The sequence below is a fragment of the Taylorella asinigenitalis ATCC 700933 genome (assembly GCF_000687755.1).
GTDB lineage: Bacteria > Pseudomonadota > Gammaproteobacteria > Burkholderiales > Burkholderiaceae_B > Taylorella > Taylorella asinigenitalis.
Window position 1 is genome coordinate 149,667 of record NZ_JHXN01000002.1, and the last position, 18,011, is coordinate 167,677.

Sequence of the window (18,011 nt, forward strand, 5' to 3'; positions counted from 1 at the left end):
TTAATTCTCTCACAAAATTTAAATTAGATGACGAAATAAAAATTTCTGTTTATTTCCAAATATATAAGAAAATTACAACTACGATAAGCTCCAATTAATGTTGTAAAAATATCGTTTTATAATGTGTGTAATTTATAACAAAATGTAATTTCGTAATTAGTTATGCAACCAGTATTTTTCATATCCCATGGTGGTGGCCCTTGGCCGTGGATTCAACAATGGGAGCAGTCTTACTCAAAGTTAAGAAATTCTCTACATAATATTCCAAGTTTGCTTGAATTTCAGCCTAAGGTTATTTTGATGATTTCAGCCCACTGGATTACAAGAGGTGGGTTGGGCATTATGAATAATCCTCGTCCTCCTATGCTTTATGACTATTACGGATTTCCTCCATACACATATTCCATTCATTACAATGCACCTGGTCATCCTCAATTTGCTAAAACCTTAAATTCTCATCTTAAATCATATGGTTTTGAAACTTCTTTTGATTCGGAACGAGGTTTAGATCATGGGGCTTTTGTTCCTTTGGCGGTTGCATTTCCAGAGGCTCAGATTCCTGTGGTTCAATTGTCAATTGAGGCATCTTTCGATCCTAATTATCATTTGGCTCTTGGTGAGGCTCTCAAGCCACTAAGAGGAGAGGGTGTATTAATTATAGGCAGTGGACTGACATTTCATAATATGCATTTATTTAATCCAGAGGGTTCCCAACCCTCCGAAGATTTTGATGCATGGCTTCAGGACTCGATTATCGGTAAGACTTATGAACAACGCAAACAGTCTTTAATAAATTGGGAGATGGCACCTAGTGCGAGAGTCTGTCATCCTCTAGAGGATCATTTGACACCTTTAATGGTTGCAGTAGGTGCTGCTGGTTCCGATGAAGCTCAATTAAATTATTATGAGCAGTCTGCTATGGGCGGAGTTACAGTAAGCGGATACAAATTTGGTTAATCAATAACTGGAATTTGTCCTCGTATGGGAATTTTCTGCGTTTCTAGTAAGAGCCCATAAAATTCCCAAACCCAATATCCAATACATAGTTCCTTCATTGTGGCTAAATACCGCTTGAGTTAACCCAAATACCATATATCCCGAAACAAAAATTACACCTATTGATGCGGGTAATGTAATTGAAGGATTTTGTTTTCCTATAGTTCTTTTTAAGAAATAAGTAAAACTTACAAAATAAACAGCAATTAGTGCTAGTAAGCCAAAAATGCCTCGTTTTACAAACTCATTTATATATTCATTATGTGGATGTCTATGAAGATATACATTAGATGAAACAAGCCCTTTAGAGTAATCAGATTTCATCTTTTCCAAGTATCCAACTTCCCCCCAACCAGTTAAGGGCTTTTGCTCAATCATATCAGCCGATAAGCGCCACATTTCTAATCTAGACAAAATTGAAGTATCCAAAGTTGAAGGGTTGGTGGCTTGGTTAAATACTGTATTGACCATTAAATCAACTCTTGTTTGGAAATTTGTATTTAATTGATAAAAAGTAAAAAGTGCAATTATTAATATGCTTGAGGTTGTAAATAGAAAGAATATTGACCTTTTAAAAGGTCTAATACAAATTAATGAAACTAATAAAAGTCCGATGGGTAAATAAATCCATCCACCTCTTGATCCTGAGAGAATTGAAGCAATCAATCCCAGTAGAAAGCCAAAAACCCCTAATAGAATGTATAGGCTCTTTGGCTTAAGTTCATTAAGATAAAAAAGTGTTATTAGAGACGCAAGCCCCCAAACTAAAGCGAAATTACCGAAATGAATTTCAAGCATATCCCCGTTTGCGCGTACAAAATGAAACATAAAAATATCTTGAAGTGCAAATGCTCCAAATACTATTGCACCCAATTGAACGCAGAGAACAAATATCCATTTTTCAAAATGGATAAATCTTAGACAATAAACAAATAATAATCCTAAAAGAATTTTGCTTGGGCGATCATAAAAACGTCCCGACTCTCCATAATAAATGCTCACAGCATATGATATGAACACCATAATTGCTAAGGATAAAAATAACGCCCAGTCCCAACGAGAAATTGAATAAAAGCTATCTAGTTTACGAAGCTTAAATATTAAAAAAAGGCTAGCTAAAACTAGTAGTACATATGAAACTGAGTAGCCATTTGCTAATGCACAACCGAACACAAAAAATACGATTATGCCTAAATAAAATGTTTTGTTTATCAGAGGATGAATTCTAGAATTCATATTTAGAAAATGCTCATTTGAGAAGCTTCAGTTGAACGTGTATAACGAAAGGTAATTGTACTTTGATAATCCTCTCTAGTTCCTACTTTAACGCTCAAATCCCATGTAGGAATCGCTGCTTGTTCCTCCATTTTCTTTATAAATTTACCTACTTCTAATTCCCCAGCTTGCCTAAGTTTGTACACAAACTGTTCTTGGGCAGACCAAATTAGTCCGTCTTTAGGACCTGGTAAGTCTGGGTTGTATGTAAATCCAGGATAACGGATTGCATAACCATCAGTAATTTTGTCGTTAGTTGGAAAATCCACTTCACAACCAATAGCCGCTTCAAGTGCAGCTTTAGATGGAACATAGCTAGGTGATTTTAAATTTCCAGCCCTCAAAGCCAAAAGTTCATCGCATAAATTTACGATTTCATTTGGACTGACATTTGATAAAAACTTAATAATAGTGGTCCAATTTTTGTTTTTTTGGACTTGACTAGCACAAGCTCTTAAGTGTTTTAGCTGCTCGTTATTCATAAAAAATTAACATAGATTTCGTTAAATTTTAGCAGACTATAATTAGTGAAATAATTTGACAATGGTGTCCTATGCCTCTTTCAGACTTTGACTCATGCACTTTAGATGATCTTAATAATATTCCAACCCAAGACATATTGATATTGACAGCAAGCAATCGACTAACTTTTGATGTAAGAAGGCAGTTAATTTCACATCTAAAAAAAACAGATTCAGAGAGAAAAGTATTTGAACTGCCTAGTGCGTTTTCATTCAAAAGATGGATTAGGAATTTTGTACCTGATCTGCAGTTCCAATTTCCCAATATGCCTGTAGTCTTGAACGATATTGCAGAGAATTATTATTGGAATATGGCTTTGGATATACCGAGCAAGAAAAATCAAGATGAGCACACACCAAAAAAAAATAAAAATTTAAATGACACTGAGTCATTTATTAAAAATTGGTACGAAAGTAGTAATTTTGGAGAGAATAGAAAAATTGAAAGTGATGAAGATCGCTTCGTTCTACCAATGCTATCTCAAACTAAAGCCACAAGATTGGCTGCAAATGCTCATAAATTATTGTGCGATTGGTCTATAAAAGTAGATGGTTTTGAACGTACACCTGAGTATGAACTATTCTCTAAGTGGAGAGAAAAGTATCTTAAAAATTTAAAGAAAAATGAGTTCTGGGATTCAGTAAAACTTAAGGAAAAAGTCCTAGAAAACATTCAAAACGGCATCTTAAAAGTACCTAAACATATAGTCTTGCATGGTTTTTATAAAATCACTCCCTACATGCAAAGTATTTTGAAAGTATGTAAGCTAAAAGGTTCGACGGTACGAGTTTTATATACACAAAGACCTCGTGCTTCTGACGTATCATTGTTTAAGGCTAAGGATATAGAGACTGAAATAAAGTATGCTGTCGATTGGGCTTCTAAATTGCTCGATGCTGACCCAAATAAGAAAGTGGCCATAGTTGTGCCTGAGTTGCAGTCAAATCTTCTACTTTTGCAAAGAGAACTTAAAGGCTTGAAGAATTGGCATATCTCCTTAGGTCGTCCTTTAATTGAATGGAGTTTAATTAAATCGATTATCTATTGGTTTGAACTTATTCTTAATTTACATAAACCCAAAATCCCCCTCCTTTTAGTTGGCAATGCTCTCCTTAAAGCTGAATTTGGTTTTACAGAGAAAGAAAGGGAGAAATTAGCTCATATAGATTTTGAATTAAGAAAACGAACTGGTAGATATATTTCAAACAAAGATTTGTCAGAGATTTTTTATAAAAATTTCCATTTAAAAACAGAAATTCTTTTGCGTGAAAATGATGACTGGATTAATGCTGGAAATAAAGATATAAGCCATTGGGCAGATGCTTTCAGGATTACATTAACTGAATTTGAATTTCCATCAGATGCACCAATCAATAGCCATAACTACCAATTATGCAAGGCCCTTGAGACAGTACTTAATTCCTTAAGTGCCATGCATCATATGCTACCTGAAATTGATGCACATGAGGCAGTTAGTTTATTAAAACAAAGTCTTACTGAAACTGTTTTTCAATTTCAAAGAGATGCTAATTCTAAGCTTGATGTTATAGGCCCATATGAAGTTGAAGGTGGAAGATGGGACCATGTGTGGGTGTGTGGATTGCAAAGCAAAACATTGCCACAAAGTCCAAGTCACAATCCTTTAATTCCACTATATGCACAAATTAGGGCAGGAGTCGATTTAACCACATGGGACAGCACTTGGGAGCTATCGGAGCAAATTTTTAACGGTATTCTCCATACTTCGAGTGATATTGTTTTAAGCTTTTCGGAACAAAATGATAAACAGAAACTATTTCCGAGCCCTTTATTGCAACCATTTTTAGAAGACGAAAAAGAGCTTGCACCAATTGAAATACAAGCTCGTGAAAAAGCTATGATGCAATTATTAGACGATAGGCAAGGTCTTCCATTTGACGATGATATAAGGCGTGGTGGGTCTAATATGGTGGAATTACAGTCATTAAATCCTCTTTGGTACTATGCAAAATATAGATTGCATGTTGAGGATTTAAAACCCTATCCAAAAGATGATTACGACTCATTAGTTAGAGGTAATTATCTACACAAAATTCTGGAAATTTTTTATAAAGAACATAGGTCCTCAAATTCATTGGCACAGATTGAAAATTTAGAAGAAGATATCGATAAATTTATAAGACGTGCTTCAAATGAAATTCTTGCTCATATTGATTCTTCTGTTATACGTGAAACTATCGAGCAGTCTGCAAAAAAAGTGATTTTATATTTTCTAAAGTCTGAGTTGATGTGTAGAGTGCCGTTTGAAATTGTTCATTTAGAAAAAAATGAGCAATATTCTAAAGGGTATATGGATGTAAATTTTAAAGTAGATAGAGTAGATAAGGTTGGCGATAAATATTTAATAATCGATTACAAAACATCAAATCCAACAACGTCAAGCAATCTAAAAAAATATTGGATTGATAGAGAGCGTATGAAAAAGAGCCAACTGCCTTTTTATGCATCTTTAATTGAAGATGAGATATCAAATAATGTAATTGGTGTTTTGAATGTTTTTCTACATCAAGGGCGCATAAGTAACAAAAAAATAAGTAAAACTTATGCTGGTGTTTTAGGTGATGAAACTCTTTTTGAAAATTCTTCTGATGCAGTTGATATGCAGCCTTTAAATTCAGAAGATTGGATTAATACACTACAAACTTGGCGGACAAAGATAGATTCATTGCTCGAAGAAATTGAAGAAGGTCATGCGCCTAACTCATATTTAGACTTAAAAGATATGGAGTATTGTGAGATAAAACCTTTCCTTCGACTCTTTGACCAAAATGAAAACGAGGTTCAAAATGACGAATAAAATTTCACCAGATCAAAAGCAAAGAGACCTTGCATTAGATCCACAAAAATCATTTATTGTTCAGGCACCTGCAGGTTCTGGAAAAACTGAAATTTTATCTTTAAGAATCTTGTCACTTCTATCAATTGTAGAAAAACCTGAGCAAATATTAGCAATTACATTTACAAAAAAAGCAGCATCCGAAATGCTTGAGAGGGTGAGGCACAAACTCATTGCCTACAGCAATCCTGAGCCAGAATCTGAATTTCAGAAATTGTCGTGGAAACTAGCTAATGATGTTGTAAAAAGAGATAAAGAAAAAAATTGGAAGCTCTTAGAAAATATTGATCGTCTAAGGATTCGCACAATTGATTCTTTTACAAATAGTCTAGTAAGAAATACACCTCTTATTTCGGGCGTTGGGTCTGGAATCGATGTTACGGAAGATTCAGTAGACCTTTTTATGGAAGCTGTTGATTTAATGCTTGAAGAATACGACTCGTATCCCTTCTTACAAGAAGTTCTTAAGCATTTGGATATGCGATTTGATATCTTTAGAAACCTTATTGTTGAGATGCTTAATAAGCGCCAGAATTGGCAGGATGTTATTAAACGTAAAGTGCCATCGCAACAGGTTTTTCAAGAGTCCTACGAGAATATCGCAAATGGCTATCTGAAAGATTTATCAAGACAAATTAATCATGAAGACTTGAAATTAATTATATGGCCATTGATTCGAGCAAATTATTTAGAAGTATTATCAATTCATAAAGGTTTTTTGAAAGCTAACGATCCAGACTTTGTTCCAGGTTTCTCATTAGAACATATTCCATTTTGGAAAAAAGTGAGGGAATATTTTTTAACGAATGAGGGCAAAGTAAGAAGTCAAGCCGCTAGGGCTCCTAATATTGATACCAAAAGTAAGTACTTCGAACCCTTTAAAGAGTTGCTTTCTCAAAATAAAAATAATACAAATCTTGTTAGGGCACTTTTAAATGTATGTTACCTACCAGATAGGTTTACAAGTCTGATTCATAATTACGAAATTTTCTTTGCGACTTTGGAATTTGCATTAGAAAAACTCGAAGTGGTTTTTGCAAAACACTCAAAAATAGACTTTACTGAATCTGCTTTTAGAGCTTTAAAAGCTCTTGGTGAGGCAGATGACCCTACAGACCTGCTTCTCAAAATCGATAATGACATACAGCATGTGCTTATTGATGAGTTTCAGGATACCAATTTAATGCAAAAGCAATTATTAGAAAAAATCTGTTATGGGTGGCAACGTGGCGACGGTCGGACAATTTTTTTAGTCGGCGACCCAATGCAATCTATTTATAGATTCCGTCAAGCTGAAGTTGGTATCTTTATTGAATACGCAAGAAAAGCTAAGATTAACAATGGAAAATCATTGCAGGAACAAAACGGTGTAGTAGGTGAAGTGCCTCTTGAGTTTTTAAGTTTGAGCGTAAATTTCAGATCAAATAAAAATATTATCGATTGGGTAAACAAAACTTTCTCAGATAAATTTCCAATTCTGGATAATTCGGACATGGGAGCTATATCATTTACACCGTCCGAAGCTTTTAAAGATGAGTCACCAGATCAAAGTGTTCTTTCGTACGTATACCAAAGAGATATGGATAGTTGCTATAAGCAAATGGTTGATCAGGTAAAAAGGGCTCTGAGTGAAAATTCTGATTCATCTAAGCCAGTGGGAATCTTGGTTAGATCTAGAAGCCATCTAGAAGATTTGGTTAAGCAATTAAATGATGCTGGAATACCCGTGAAAGCTATTGAAATGGTTCCTCTAGGAAATACTGAAGAGATTATGGACCTTGTTCAATGTATAAGAGCACTTAGTCACAAGGGAGACAGATTAGCTTGGATGTCAACTTTAAGGTCTCCTCTATGCGGTCTTTCTCTTAATACATTAACGAAAATTTTCGAAAGTAGAAAAAAATTGTCTCCTCCTGAAGCATTAAGAGAAGTTCTGTTAGATAAAAATTTTAAAGCTTCAGTCGATGAGGATGAATTTGCTCGCTTATTTTATGTCAGTGATATCTTACTTCGGAACCATTTAAATTATTCAAATCTAGCATTCCCGCATTTTGTTGCATCAGTTTGGGAGGACCTTGGAGGAAACAAAATCTATTCAGATGCCGCTCAACAATCAAACTTAAAAAGGGTTTTTGAGTTGCTCGAGGAAAGTGCTCCTTATGGTGATTTCAATCTTGAAGATTTCGAAAGAAAGTTAGCCAAACTCTATGCTCAAGACATAGTTCGAGGGCCTGTAGTTGAAGTCATGACCATGCATGCAGCCAAAGGGCTTGAATTTGAAGAAGTGTTTTTATTTGGCCTTAATAAAAAAGCACAAAACTCTAAATCCAGTCTTATAGAGTTTGAAAACGAAGGATCTAATTTCTTAGTAAGCTACATTACTGAAAAAGCTACTGGAATAAAAGATGATTTATATGAGTTAATCTCAAAAAGAAATAAAGAAAGAGAAGCTTATGAAACTATGCGACTTATCTATGTTGCATGTACAAGGGCTAAGAAAAAATTGCATTTATTTTTAAACATTACGAATGATAAGCATGAGGCAGTTAAAAATTCAGTTGCAGGTATGCTTGATCTTATAACTGATATAGAAATTAGAGCTGAAATTTATAAAATTGAAAGTGAAGAGGAATCAGAGGACCAAAAAGAAGAGGGCAAAATTGAATATATTGATAATTCCCAAATCCGAAGGCTTAGTTTTGAGGAATTAAAGGCACCTACTGCAGAAAGCTCGTCCATTGCCAACTTAGCGGTAAGAGAAACTAAAGCATGGCAGTTTGATGATCAATTTATGGCTAGTGTCGGCCATGTTGTGCATATGTGGCTTGAAAGGATGGGTAAAGACAGGCTTGAAGGCTGGACTTTAGAAAAAATAAAAAATTCTCGAGGTCTAGTGCAAAATCATTTATTTGCATTGGGATTACCTAATGTCGCTCTCACTCGTGCAACTACACGTGTTATTAAACTTTTATGCAAAGCTTATGAAGATGAAAATGCACATTGGCTTCTCACCCATGCAAATGCTATTCAGGAGTGGTCTTTGTACGATGAAATCGCCACTGAAAAACGTTTTGATGTAGTCGTGGATAATGGAGATCATTGGCTATTGGTGGACTTTAAAACTAATTTGCCGCATGAGGAAGAGGAGATTGAGGATTTTATAAAACGCATGATTAGAATCTATACGTCTCAATTAAATCAATACGCAGAATATCTAAAATCCTTTGATAATAGACCAGTAGTTAAGAAACTTTTCATTTTGCATACGTGTGATTTTATAGATATTTGATTATTACCGTTGTGTTAAAATTCGTAGCGGTGGGCCCCTTCGCATGGGTCGGCAGTGAATCTGGTCAGGTCGGGAACGAAGCAGCCACAGCTGTGCAGATCTAGTGCCGAAGTCAGGCTCACTCTTCTTTTTAGGATCATCGATGAGCTATTTAGTTCTTGCTCGCAAATGGCGCCCTAAAGACTTTTCAAGTCTTGTAGGTCAAGACCATGTAGTTAAAGCCTTATCGCACGCTTTGGATACTGAGCGTCTTCATCACGCATGGTTGTTTACTGGAACCCGAGGGGTAGGGAAAACTACATTAGCACGCATCTTAGCTAAATCCTTAAATTGTGAAACAGGTATAACTTCTAAACCTTGCGGTGTTTGTCAGGCATGTAGACAAATTGATGAGGGTAGATTTGTAGATTATATGGAATTTGATGCCGCTTCAAACCGCGGAGTTGAAGATATGACGGCACTTATTGAGCAAGCAGTATACGCCCCATCAGTAGGTAGATTTAAGGTTTATACCATAGACGAGGTGCATATGCTTTCGGGCACGGCTTTTAATGCCATGCTTAAAACTTTAGAAGAGCCTCCTCCACATGTAAAGTTTATTTTAGCGACAACTGATCCACAAAAAATACCTATCACTGTAGTGTCCCGTTGTTTGCAGTTTAATTTGAAAAATATGGCTCCTGAGCAGATTGTTTCTCATCTTGAATATGTGCTTGGTGAGGAATCAGTCTCGTATGAAAGACCTGCATTAAGATTATTGGCTCAGGCTGCAGCTGGCTCTATGAGGGATGCATTATCGATAACAGACCAAGCGATAGCATTTTCATCAAATAACATAACACTAAGTTCTGTTAGAAGCATGCTTGGCTCTATTGATCACACCTTCTTAGCTAGGTTATTAAAAAATTTACTATCAGCAGATGCTTCTGGTTTAAAAGAAGTAACTGATGAACTTGCAGCTAAAGGGTTTTCATTTTCACAAGCACTAGAAGATTTAGCTGTACTTATATCTAAAATCGCAATCGAGCAAAAAATCCCTAATACTGTTAGTGAAGAGGATTTGTTATTTGAAGAGATAAAAGAAATAGCTAAGAGTGCAGACCCAGATTTATTGCAGCTTTTCTATAGCATTGCCATCCATAGTAGGAAGGAACTAGGATTTTCTCCAGATGAATATTCGGGTTTTATGATGGCATGCTTGCGTATGATTTCGCTAGCAGATGGCGAATCAATACTTCCAAAACAAGAATTTACTGAATCTAATCCTCAGCTTGAGCCAGAGGGTAAAAAAAAAGTCCACAGCTAGCCGTAGCTTTTGAAGATTTGAACGAGAACACCTGGACGGAATTAGTTAAAACATATAGCGAGACAGGTTTTAGTCACCAAATAGCAATCAACTCTGAATTTTTAAAAACTGATGGTGATGTAATCTACCTGAAATCGGATATTCAAGAAGTTATATTAGATAAACATAAAACTAAATTAGAAAAATTTCTAGGTGATTATTTCGGACGAAAAATACAAATATATTTTGAGGCTGGGGATGTCAAAATCACTTTGCATAATAAGCAAAATGAAGAACATAACGCTAGGATGGCTGAAGTTATGAAAAAAATAGAAAGCAATGATTTTATTAATGATTTAAAAGAGCATTGCCAAGCTAAACTTATACCTAATTCAGTTACAATAGCCGATAAAAATTTAAAGGACTAACATTATGATGAAAGGTAAGATTGCTGGCTTGATGAAGCAAGCTCAGCAGATGCAAGATAAGATGAAACAAACACAAGAGGAGCTTAGCAACACAGTAGTTGAAGGAGTTGCTGGCGGAAATCTAGTTACAGTTTCTATGACTTGCAATCATGAAGTAAAACGTGTCTCCATCGATGATTCTGTCCTTGAAGAAGATAAAGAATTTTTGGAGGATTTGATTGCTGCAGCTCTTAACGATGCACATCGTAAAGCAGAGGAGACTTCAAAAGAGAAGATGGAAGCTGTGACAGGCGGATTAACTCTTCCTGGTGGAATGAAACTTCCATTCTAATTTATGACTCGAGAACCTGAGCCACTCCAAGCACTTGTAGATTCAATTGCAAATTTACCAGGTATTGGTGTTAGAACCGCTAGGAGACTGGCTTATCACCTATTACAGCACGATAGGAGCGGGGCAGAGTATCTAGCTATAAATCTTCAAAGGGCTTTGCAGACACTTAAACATTGCCACAAATGCAATAATTTCTCTAGCACGGATATATGTGATATTTGTGCATCAAGCAAAAGAGATGCGTCCCTTTTATGCGTGGTTGAGACTCCTGCGGATTTGGTTCGCATTGAAGAGAGCCATGGATTTAATGGGCTATATTTTGTTTTGATGGGCAGGATATCTCCTATGTCATCTAAAGGTGCACAAGGGCTTAACTTTGAACATTTAATTGAAAGAGTTAAGGACTTGGATGTAAGAGAGGTAATCATTGCCACCAACTTTACGGCTGAAGGTGAGACTACAGCTCATTTTATTAAGACATTTCTGACTGAGATGGGTATTAATACATCACGAATTGCTAGGGGTGTACCAAGTGGCAGTGAGCTTGAATATGTAGATGCTGCCACTATTGCATGGGCTTTAAACGATAGAAAGAAATAGTCTCAAACGTTATAATTAAAAGTATTTTTTTTCGGAATTGCACAATGCTTCACGCACTTTTAACTAAGGGAGAAAAAGAATTCCCTAGTGCTATTCTTGCACTGGCTGATGGTACTGTTTTTAAGGGCATTTCAATTGGAGCTGATGGTCATACCACAGGTGAAATTGTTTTTAATACCAGTATGACGGGATATCAAGAAATCCTTACTGATCCAAGCTATTCACAGCAAATTATCACTCTCACTTATCCCCATATCGGAAATACAGGCATTAACAGCGAAGACATAGAGTCTGACATGATTAGGGCGGCTGGGCTTGTTATTAGAAATTGTCCAAAAGTAGTGTCATCTTTTAGGGCTGAGAAATCATTGCCAGAGTATTTAAAGGAAAACGGCATTGTTGCTATCTCTGAGATCGATACTAGAAAACTCACTCGCATACTTAGAGAAAAGGGTGCTCAAGGAGCCTGCATTTTCGTGGGCGAGGATGAAGAAAAGGCTGTTGAGTTAGCTAAAAACTATCCTGGAATGGTTGGCCAAGATCTAGCGTCTGAAGCATCGGTCAAAGAAAACATTGACTGGACTCAAGGGGCTTGGTCTTTGAAGAATGGCTATTCAAGCGATGTTCCAAGCAAATTTCATGTTGTGGCTTATGACTTTGGAATTAAATATAACATCTTGCGTCTTTTGCATGAAAGGGGTTGTAAGGTTACGTTAGTGCCTTCTACTACAAAAGCAGAAGATGTATTGGCCTTAAATCCAGATGGGGTGTTTCTGGCTAATGGTCCTGGTGATCCTCAAGCTGTTGAATATGCTATTGAGACGGCAAGGGTAATTCTAGATAAGAAAGTTCCATTATTTGGGATATGTTTGGGCCATCAGATTATGGGTTTGGCATTGGGAGCTAAAACTCTGAAGATGAAAGCTGGACATCATGGAGCTAACCATCCAGTAAAAGATCTGCAGACTGATTGTGTATTTATTACTTCGCAAAATCACGGATTTGCGGTGGATGCGGAGACATTGCCACCAAATACTAAGGTTACTCATATATCTTTATTTGACGGCAGTTTACAAGGATTTGAACTTACCGATAGACCTGCATTTTGCTTTCAAGGGCACCCAGAAGCAAGTCCTGGACCTCACGATACTCTCCCACTTTTCGATAAATTTATCGGCCTCATGGAGGCTAAGTAAAAATTATGCCTAAACGTACAGATCTCAAAAGTATTTTGATTATTGGGGCAGGTCCAATCGTTATTGGACAAGCATGTGAATTCGATTATTCTGGAGCTCAGGCCTGCAAAGCATTGAAGGCGGATGGTTATAGAACTATTCTTGTAAATAGTAATCCTGCGACTATTATGACGGACCCAGATACGGCCGATGTAATTTATATTGAGCCGATTACATGGAAGTCTTTAGAAAAAGTAATCGAGATAGAAAAGCCTGATGCGATTCTGCCAACTATGGGTGGCCAAACTGCACTCAATTGTGCTTTGGAGCTGTCCAAAAAAGGTGTATTAGAGAAACATGGAGTTGAGCTAATAGGGGCAAATGCACAAGCTATTGAGAAAGCTGAAGATAGGATGAAGTTTAAAGAAGCTATGTCTTCTATTGGACTAGAGTCGGCTAAATCAGGCATTGCCCACAGTATGGAAGAAGCGTGGGAAGTTCAGCGACGCATAGCAGAAGAGATTGGGACAGCGGGATTCCCTGTAGTAATCCGCCCAAGTTTTACTCTTGGGGGCACGGGCGGGGGCATTGCTTACAATCCAGAAGAGTTTGAAGAAATTTGTACACGTGGATTGGAAGCCTCTCCTACGAATGAATTGCTAATTGAAGAGTCTCTCTTAGGGTGGAAAGAATTCGAGATGGAGGTTATTCGCGATAAGGCTGATAACTGCATCATTATTTGTTCAATAGAAAATTTGGACCCTATGGGTGTGCATACTGGGGATTCGATTACGGTAGCACCAGCTCAGACATTGACAGATAAAGAATATCAAATCATGCGCGATGCATCGATAGCTGTTTTACGCGAGATTGGCGTGGATACTGGTGGATCGAATGTGCAATTTGCCGTAAATCCAGAGAATGGTCGCATAATCGTTATTGAGATGAATCCTCGAGTATCACGATCATCTGCATTGGCATCGAAAGCTACAGGATTCCCTATTGCAAAAGTGGCTTCACGTCTTGCTGTTGGATATACTCTTGATGAATTATCAAATGAAATAACGGGGGGTGCAACTCCTGCTTCATTTGAACCGACACTGGATTATGTAGTTACCAAAATTCCTCGATTTGCATTTGAAAAATTCCCACAAGCTGATTCACGTTTAACTACTCAAATGAAATCAGTTGGTGAAGTTATGGCCATTGGTCGCACTTTCAAAGAATCATTCCAAAAAGCATTGCGTGGTCTTGAAGTTGGTGTTGATGGGCTAAATTTAAAAACTGTGGATCTTGAAAAACTTCAAGTTGAACTCGCTGAGCCTGGACCAGAACGTATTTGGTTTGTGGCGGATGCTTTTGATCGTGGCTTCTCTATTGAAGATGTGCATAGACTTACGAAAATAGATTTATGGTTCTTAGAGCAAATCAAAGAAATCGTTGATATCGAACTTGCATTAGAGCAAAAAACTTTAGGTGATATCGATGCGGAAATTATGCGATTACTTAAACGTGAGGGGTTCTCGGATAGACGATTAGCCTATCTATTAGATACTTCAGAATCTGAGATTCGTAAGATAAGAATTCAACAAGGAGTGCGACCAGTTTATAAACGTGTTGATACATGTGCAGCTGAGTTTGATACTAAGACAGCTTATATGTATTCCACATATGAAGAGGAATCGGAAGCATTGCCAACTAACAAAAAGAAAATTATGGTGTTAGGGGGCGGACCAAATCGCATTGGACAAGGGATAGAATTTGACTATTGTTGTGTACATGCGGCTTTATCGCTCAAAAGCGATGGATATGAAACCATTATGGTCAACTGTAATCCTGAGACGGTGTCCACAGACTACGATACGGCAGATAGGCTTTATTTTGAGCCATTGACTTTGGAAGATGTGCTTGAGATTGTGGAAGTTGAAAAACCAGTGGGTGTTATTGTGCAATATGGAGGTCAAACGCCACTTAAACTTGCACGCGATTTAGAGCTAAATGGGGTACCGATTCTTGGAACCAGCCCAGAATCGATTGATATTGCAGAAGACCGCGAGCGATTTCAAAAACTTTTACAGAAACTTAATTTGAAACAGCCTCCGAATCGAACTGCGAGAACTGAAGAGGAAGCATTGACACTGGCAAATGAGATTGGGTATCCGCTTGTAGTGCGTCCCTCGTATGTTTTAGGCGGTCGTGCGATGGAAATTGTGCATGACCAGATGGACCTTGAGCGGTATATGACGGCGGCTGTTAAGGTATCCAATGACTCTCCTGTGTTGCTAGATCGTTATTTGAATGATGCAATTGAGATTGATGTTGATTGTATTTGTGATGGTACGGATGTTTATGTAGCTGGAGTTATGGAGCATATTGAGCAAGCTGGCGTTCATTCGGGAGATTCGGCTTGCAGTCTTCCTCCGCACTCTTTAACTAAAGAGATGATCGAAGAAATTAAACGTCAAACGCGACTTATGGCCAAAGCATTAAATGTTCGCGGTCTTATGAATGTTCAATTTGCAATTCAAGCTAATGAAGTATATGTTCTTGAAGTTAATCCAAGGGCCTCTAGAACAGTTCCATTTGTCTCAAAAGCTACAGGATTGCCAGTAGCGAAGATTGCAGCACGTGTAATGGCCGGAAAATCTCTGAAAGATCTCGGTGTAACAGAAGAGAAATCGCCTAAGCTTTATTGTGTAAAAGAGGCAGTATTTCCTTTTGCAAAATTCCCAGGAGTCGATACCATTTTAGGACCTGAGATGAAATCTACTGGCGAGGTTATGGGAGTCGGTGAGACATTCGGCGAAGCATTTGTGAAATCACAAATCGCCGCAGGAATCGATTTACCTAAAGCGGGGCTTGTATTCTTGAGCGTTAAAGATTCCGATAAGCCGAAAATCATACCTATTGCCAAAGGATTGCTAGATCTTGGTTTCAAAATATGTGCAACCCGCGGAACTGCAAGTGCAATTTATGAAGCAGGCATTCCAGTTCAGGTTGTAAATAAGGTTACGGAAGGGCGTCCTCATATCGTGGATATGCTTAAAAATGGAGAGTTGAATCTGGTTATCAATACGGTTGAAGAAAAGCGAAATGCTATCAACGATTCTCGCTCCATTAGGACAAATGCACTTTCTGCTAGAGTTACGGCTTATACGACAATCGCAGAAGCCTCGGCTGCTGTAGAGGGTTTGAAATACTTGAGATTAGAAAAGGGCATTCGTGTTTATCCCTTACAAGCTATTCATGAATCGAATCAGGCTGTTAACTAGAATGCAATTGAGAGTAATTCAGATTTACCAAATGAGCTGAAAAAGGGCTTAACCATTGATTCTTCGTGGTTTAGCCCTACAATAAACTATCATTATTAATAGAAACTAAGGAGCAATCCATGAAGGGAAGCCATAAAGTTATCGAATACTTTAACCAATTAATATCTGGCGAACTTGGTGCCCGCGATCAATATTTCATACATTCTCGTATGTATGATGAATGGGGATATTCAAAATTGTATGAGCGTCTTAATCATGAAATGGAAGAAGAGACGCAACACGCAGACGCATTGATTCGTCGTGTGCTTCTTCTTGAAGGCGTTCCAAACATGCAGGTTGAGCAAATCAACGTCGGCTCTGATGTTGTAAGCATGCTTAAGAACGACCTAGCCCTAGAGCTAAAAGTTCGTGAGGACCTAAAGAAAGGAATCGTAATATGCGAGGAAGAACGTGACTTTGTATCTCGTGATATTTTGGTAGATCAGTTGCAAGATACTGAGGAAGACCATGCTCACTGGCTAGAGCAGCAATTACGGCTTATCGACGAGATGGGTCTTCAAAACTACTTGCAGTCTAAGCAGTAATACTTCAAAATGGGAGGGTTTACCTCCCTTTTTTATTTTTTAAAATGTCTTATTTCCCACAGTTTAAAAAAGTTACTTCAATCCAAGCGGGGCAGGTAGTAGCTCCGCACGAATATTTACCTCCCCTTCAATCTCTTCTAATGGGTGCACAACACGTAGTTGCAATGTTCGGTGCCACGGTTTTAGCCCCTTTGCTTATGGGATTTGATGTAAATCTGGCTGTTTTAATGTCTGGATTAGGTACTTTTATCTTCTTTATTTTTGTAGGTGGTCGTGTTCCTAGCTATTTAGGCTCTAGTTTTGCCTTTATTGGAGGCGTTGTCTCTGTAACGGGCTACGTAGCAGGATCAGGCCCTAATCCAAATATTGGCGTTGCATTGGGTGGCATAATAATGTGCGGCTTAGTCTATGCATTATTTGGTCTTTTAGTCTCATATGCCTCTAAAAATGGCAGTGCTACTCGTTGGATTGATAAACTTATGCCTCCTGTTGTTACAGGTGCTATCGTTGCGGTTATAGGCTTAAATTTAGCCCCTATCGCGGCTAAGAGTGCCATGGCTTCTGGAAGCTCTTTTGATGCCATGATGGCAATGCTTACGGTACTAAGCGTTGGTATTGTTGCAGTATTTACACGTGGTACCGCTCAAAGATTATTAATTCTACTAGGTCTTATATGTTCATATCTAGTCTATTTTTTATTAACTAATGTATTTGGATTTGGGACTCCTATAGACTTTACAGCTTTGAATAATGCCCCTTGGTTTGGATTGCCAACTTTAACAGCACCTGAATTTAAGTTTTCTGCGATAACAGTAATATTGCCAGTTGCTGTGATTTTAGTAGTTGAGAATTTGGGCCATATTAGGGCTGTTAGTGCCATGACTGGTCAGGATCTTGATAAATATTTAGGTCGTGCGTTTATGGGGGACGGTGTGGCTACCATGATTTCTGGCTCAATGGGTGGCACTGGTGTCACAACTTATGCTGAAAATATTGGTGTTATGGCGGTCACAAAAATTTACTCCACTCTTTTATTTTTGGTGGCTGCTGCATTTGCTGTATTACTTGGATTTTCACCAAAATTTGGTGCTTTGATAAATAGTATCCCTGGTCCTGTATTGGGAGGAGTTTCGATGGTCGTATTCGGGCTCATTGCCATCTCAGGGGCTAGGATATGGGTTATCAATCGAGTAGATTTCTCCGATAATAAAAATCTTATAGTCGCTGCTGTAACGCTAATTATGGGTGCAGGAAATTTTGCAATTGAATTTGGAGGCTTTAAATTAGAGGGTATTGGTACGGCCACTTTTACGGCTATTATTCTTTATGCCCTATTAAATTTAAAATCAAAGGAAATACCGAAAATCTAATCTAACTTG

12 protein-coding genes, 1 other RNA gene and 1 pseudogene are annotated in these 18,011 nt (G+C 37.6%); 12 read left to right on the forward strand and 2 right to left on the reverse strand.

Going from position 1 to position 18,011, the window contains the following annotated elements; genetic code table 11:
* The first annotated feature begins 162 nt into the window (after nucleotides 1-162).
* Nucleotides 163-957 carry a DODA-type extradiol aromatic ring-opening family dioxygenase gene (locus T432_RS0102640; RefSeq protein ID WP_028884065.1) on the forward strand — a complete coding sequence of 265 codons (795 nt, stop codon included), beginning with the start codon at nucleotides 163-165 and terminating at the stop codon, nucleotides 955-957.
* On the opposite strand, the gene T432_RS0102645 is transcribed toward T432_RS0102640, so the two are convergent.
* Together T432_RS0102645 and T432_RS0102650 are read right to left on the reverse strand one after the other, a co-directional pair.
* Nucleotides 958-2,232: an O-antigen ligase family protein gene (locus tag T432_RS0102645; protein ID WP_028884066.1), complete on the reverse strand. Its 1,275-nt coding sequence runs from the start codon at nucleotides 2,230-2,232 to the stop codon at nucleotides 958-960.
* 2 nt (nucleotides 2,233-2,234) lie between these two features.
* The gene (locus T432_RS0102650) at nucleotides 2,235-2,753 is read right to left on the reverse strand and encodes a hypothetical protein (RefSeq protein ID WP_028884067.1); all 519 of its coding nucleotides are present in this window, start codon (nucleotides 2,751-2,753) and stop codon (nucleotides 2,235-2,237) included.
* Nucleotides 2,754-2,824: 71 nt separating this feature from the next.
* On the opposite strand from T432_RS0102650, the gene T432_RS0102655 reads away from it, so the two are divergent.
* From T432_RS0102655 to T432_RS0102700, 11 genes and pseudogenes are all read left to right on the forward strand, one after another.
* The gene (locus T432_RS0102655; RefSeq protein WP_028884068.1) at nucleotides 2,825-5,629 is read left to right on the forward strand and encodes a PD-(D/E)XK nuclease family protein; all 2,805 of its coding nucleotides are present in this window, start codon (nucleotides 2,825-2,827) and stop codon (nucleotides 5,627-5,629) included.
* Nucleotides 5,619-8,957 carry a UvrD-helicase domain-containing protein gene (locus tag T432_RS0102660; RefSeq protein WP_028884069.1) on the forward strand — a complete coding sequence of 1,113 codons (3,339 nt, stop codon included), beginning with the start codon at nucleotides 5,619-5,621 and terminating at the stop codon, nucleotides 8,955-8,957. Before T432_RS0102655 ends, T432_RS0102660 begins: the two co-directional genes overlap by 11 nt.
* A gap of 28 nt (nucleotides 8,958-8,985) precedes the next feature.
* Nucleotides 8,986-9,083, forward strand: an RNA gene (ffs, locus tag T432_RS08260) — signal recognition particle sRNA small type.
* Nucleotides 9,084-9,099: 16 nt separating this feature from the next.
* Nucleotides 9,100-10,188: pseudogene (dnaX, locus tag T432_RS07870) on the forward strand (DNA polymerase III subunit gamma/tau); the annotation flags it as partial.
* Nucleotides 10,189-10,280: 92 nt separating this feature from the next.
* The gene (locus T432_RS0102670) at nucleotides 10,281-10,670 is read left to right on the forward strand and encodes a DNA polymerase III subunit gamma/tau C-terminal domain-containing protein (protein ID WP_028884070.1); all 390 of its coding nucleotides are present in this window, start codon (nucleotides 10,281-10,283) and stop codon (nucleotides 10,668-10,670) included.
* 4 nt (nucleotides 10,671-10,674) lie between these two features.
* On the forward strand, nucleotides 10,675-11,001 hold the full coding sequence (locus T432_RS0102675; RefSeq protein ID WP_028884071.1) for a YbaB/EbfC family nucleoid-associated protein: 327 nt from the start codon (nucleotides 10,675-10,677) through the stop codon (nucleotides 10,999-11,001).
* 3 nt (nucleotides 11,002-11,004) lie between these two features.
* Nucleotides 11,005-11,601 (forward strand): recombination mediator RecR, encoded by a 597-nt coding sequence (gene recR, locus T432_RS0102680; protein WP_028884072.1) that lies wholly within the window; start codon nucleotides 11,005-11,007, stop codon nucleotides 11,599-11,601.
* 44 nt (nucleotides 11,602-11,645) lie between these two features.
* The gene (gene carA / locus T432_RS0102685) at nucleotides 11,646-12,797 is read left to right on the forward strand and encodes a glutamine-hydrolyzing carbamoyl-phosphate synthase small subunit (RefSeq protein WP_028884073.1); all 1,152 of its coding nucleotides are present in this window, start codon (nucleotides 11,646-11,648) and stop codon (nucleotides 12,795-12,797) included.
* 5 nt (nucleotides 12,798-12,802) lie between these two features.
* The gene (gene carB / locus T432_RS0102690) at nucleotides 12,803-16,048 is read left to right on the forward strand and encodes a carbamoyl-phosphate synthase large subunit (protein ID WP_028884074.1); all 3,246 of its coding nucleotides are present in this window, start codon (nucleotides 12,803-12,805) and stop codon (nucleotides 16,046-16,048) included.
* Between the two features lie 119 nt (nucleotides 16,049-16,167).
* Nucleotides 16,168-16,632, forward strand: coding sequence for a bacterioferritin (bfr, locus tag T432_RS0102695; RefSeq protein ID WP_028884075.1), 465 nt, complete (start codon nucleotides 16,168-16,170; stop codon nucleotides 16,630-16,632).
* Nucleotides 16,633-16,676: 44 nt separating this feature from the next.
* Complete coding sequence (locus T432_RS0102700; protein ID WP_028884076.1) at nucleotides 16,677-18,002, forward strand: solute carrier family 23 protein; 1,326 nt, start codon at nucleotides 16,677-16,679, stop codon at nucleotides 18,000-18,002.
* The last annotated feature ends 9 nt before the right edge of the window (nucleotides 18,003-18,011 follow it).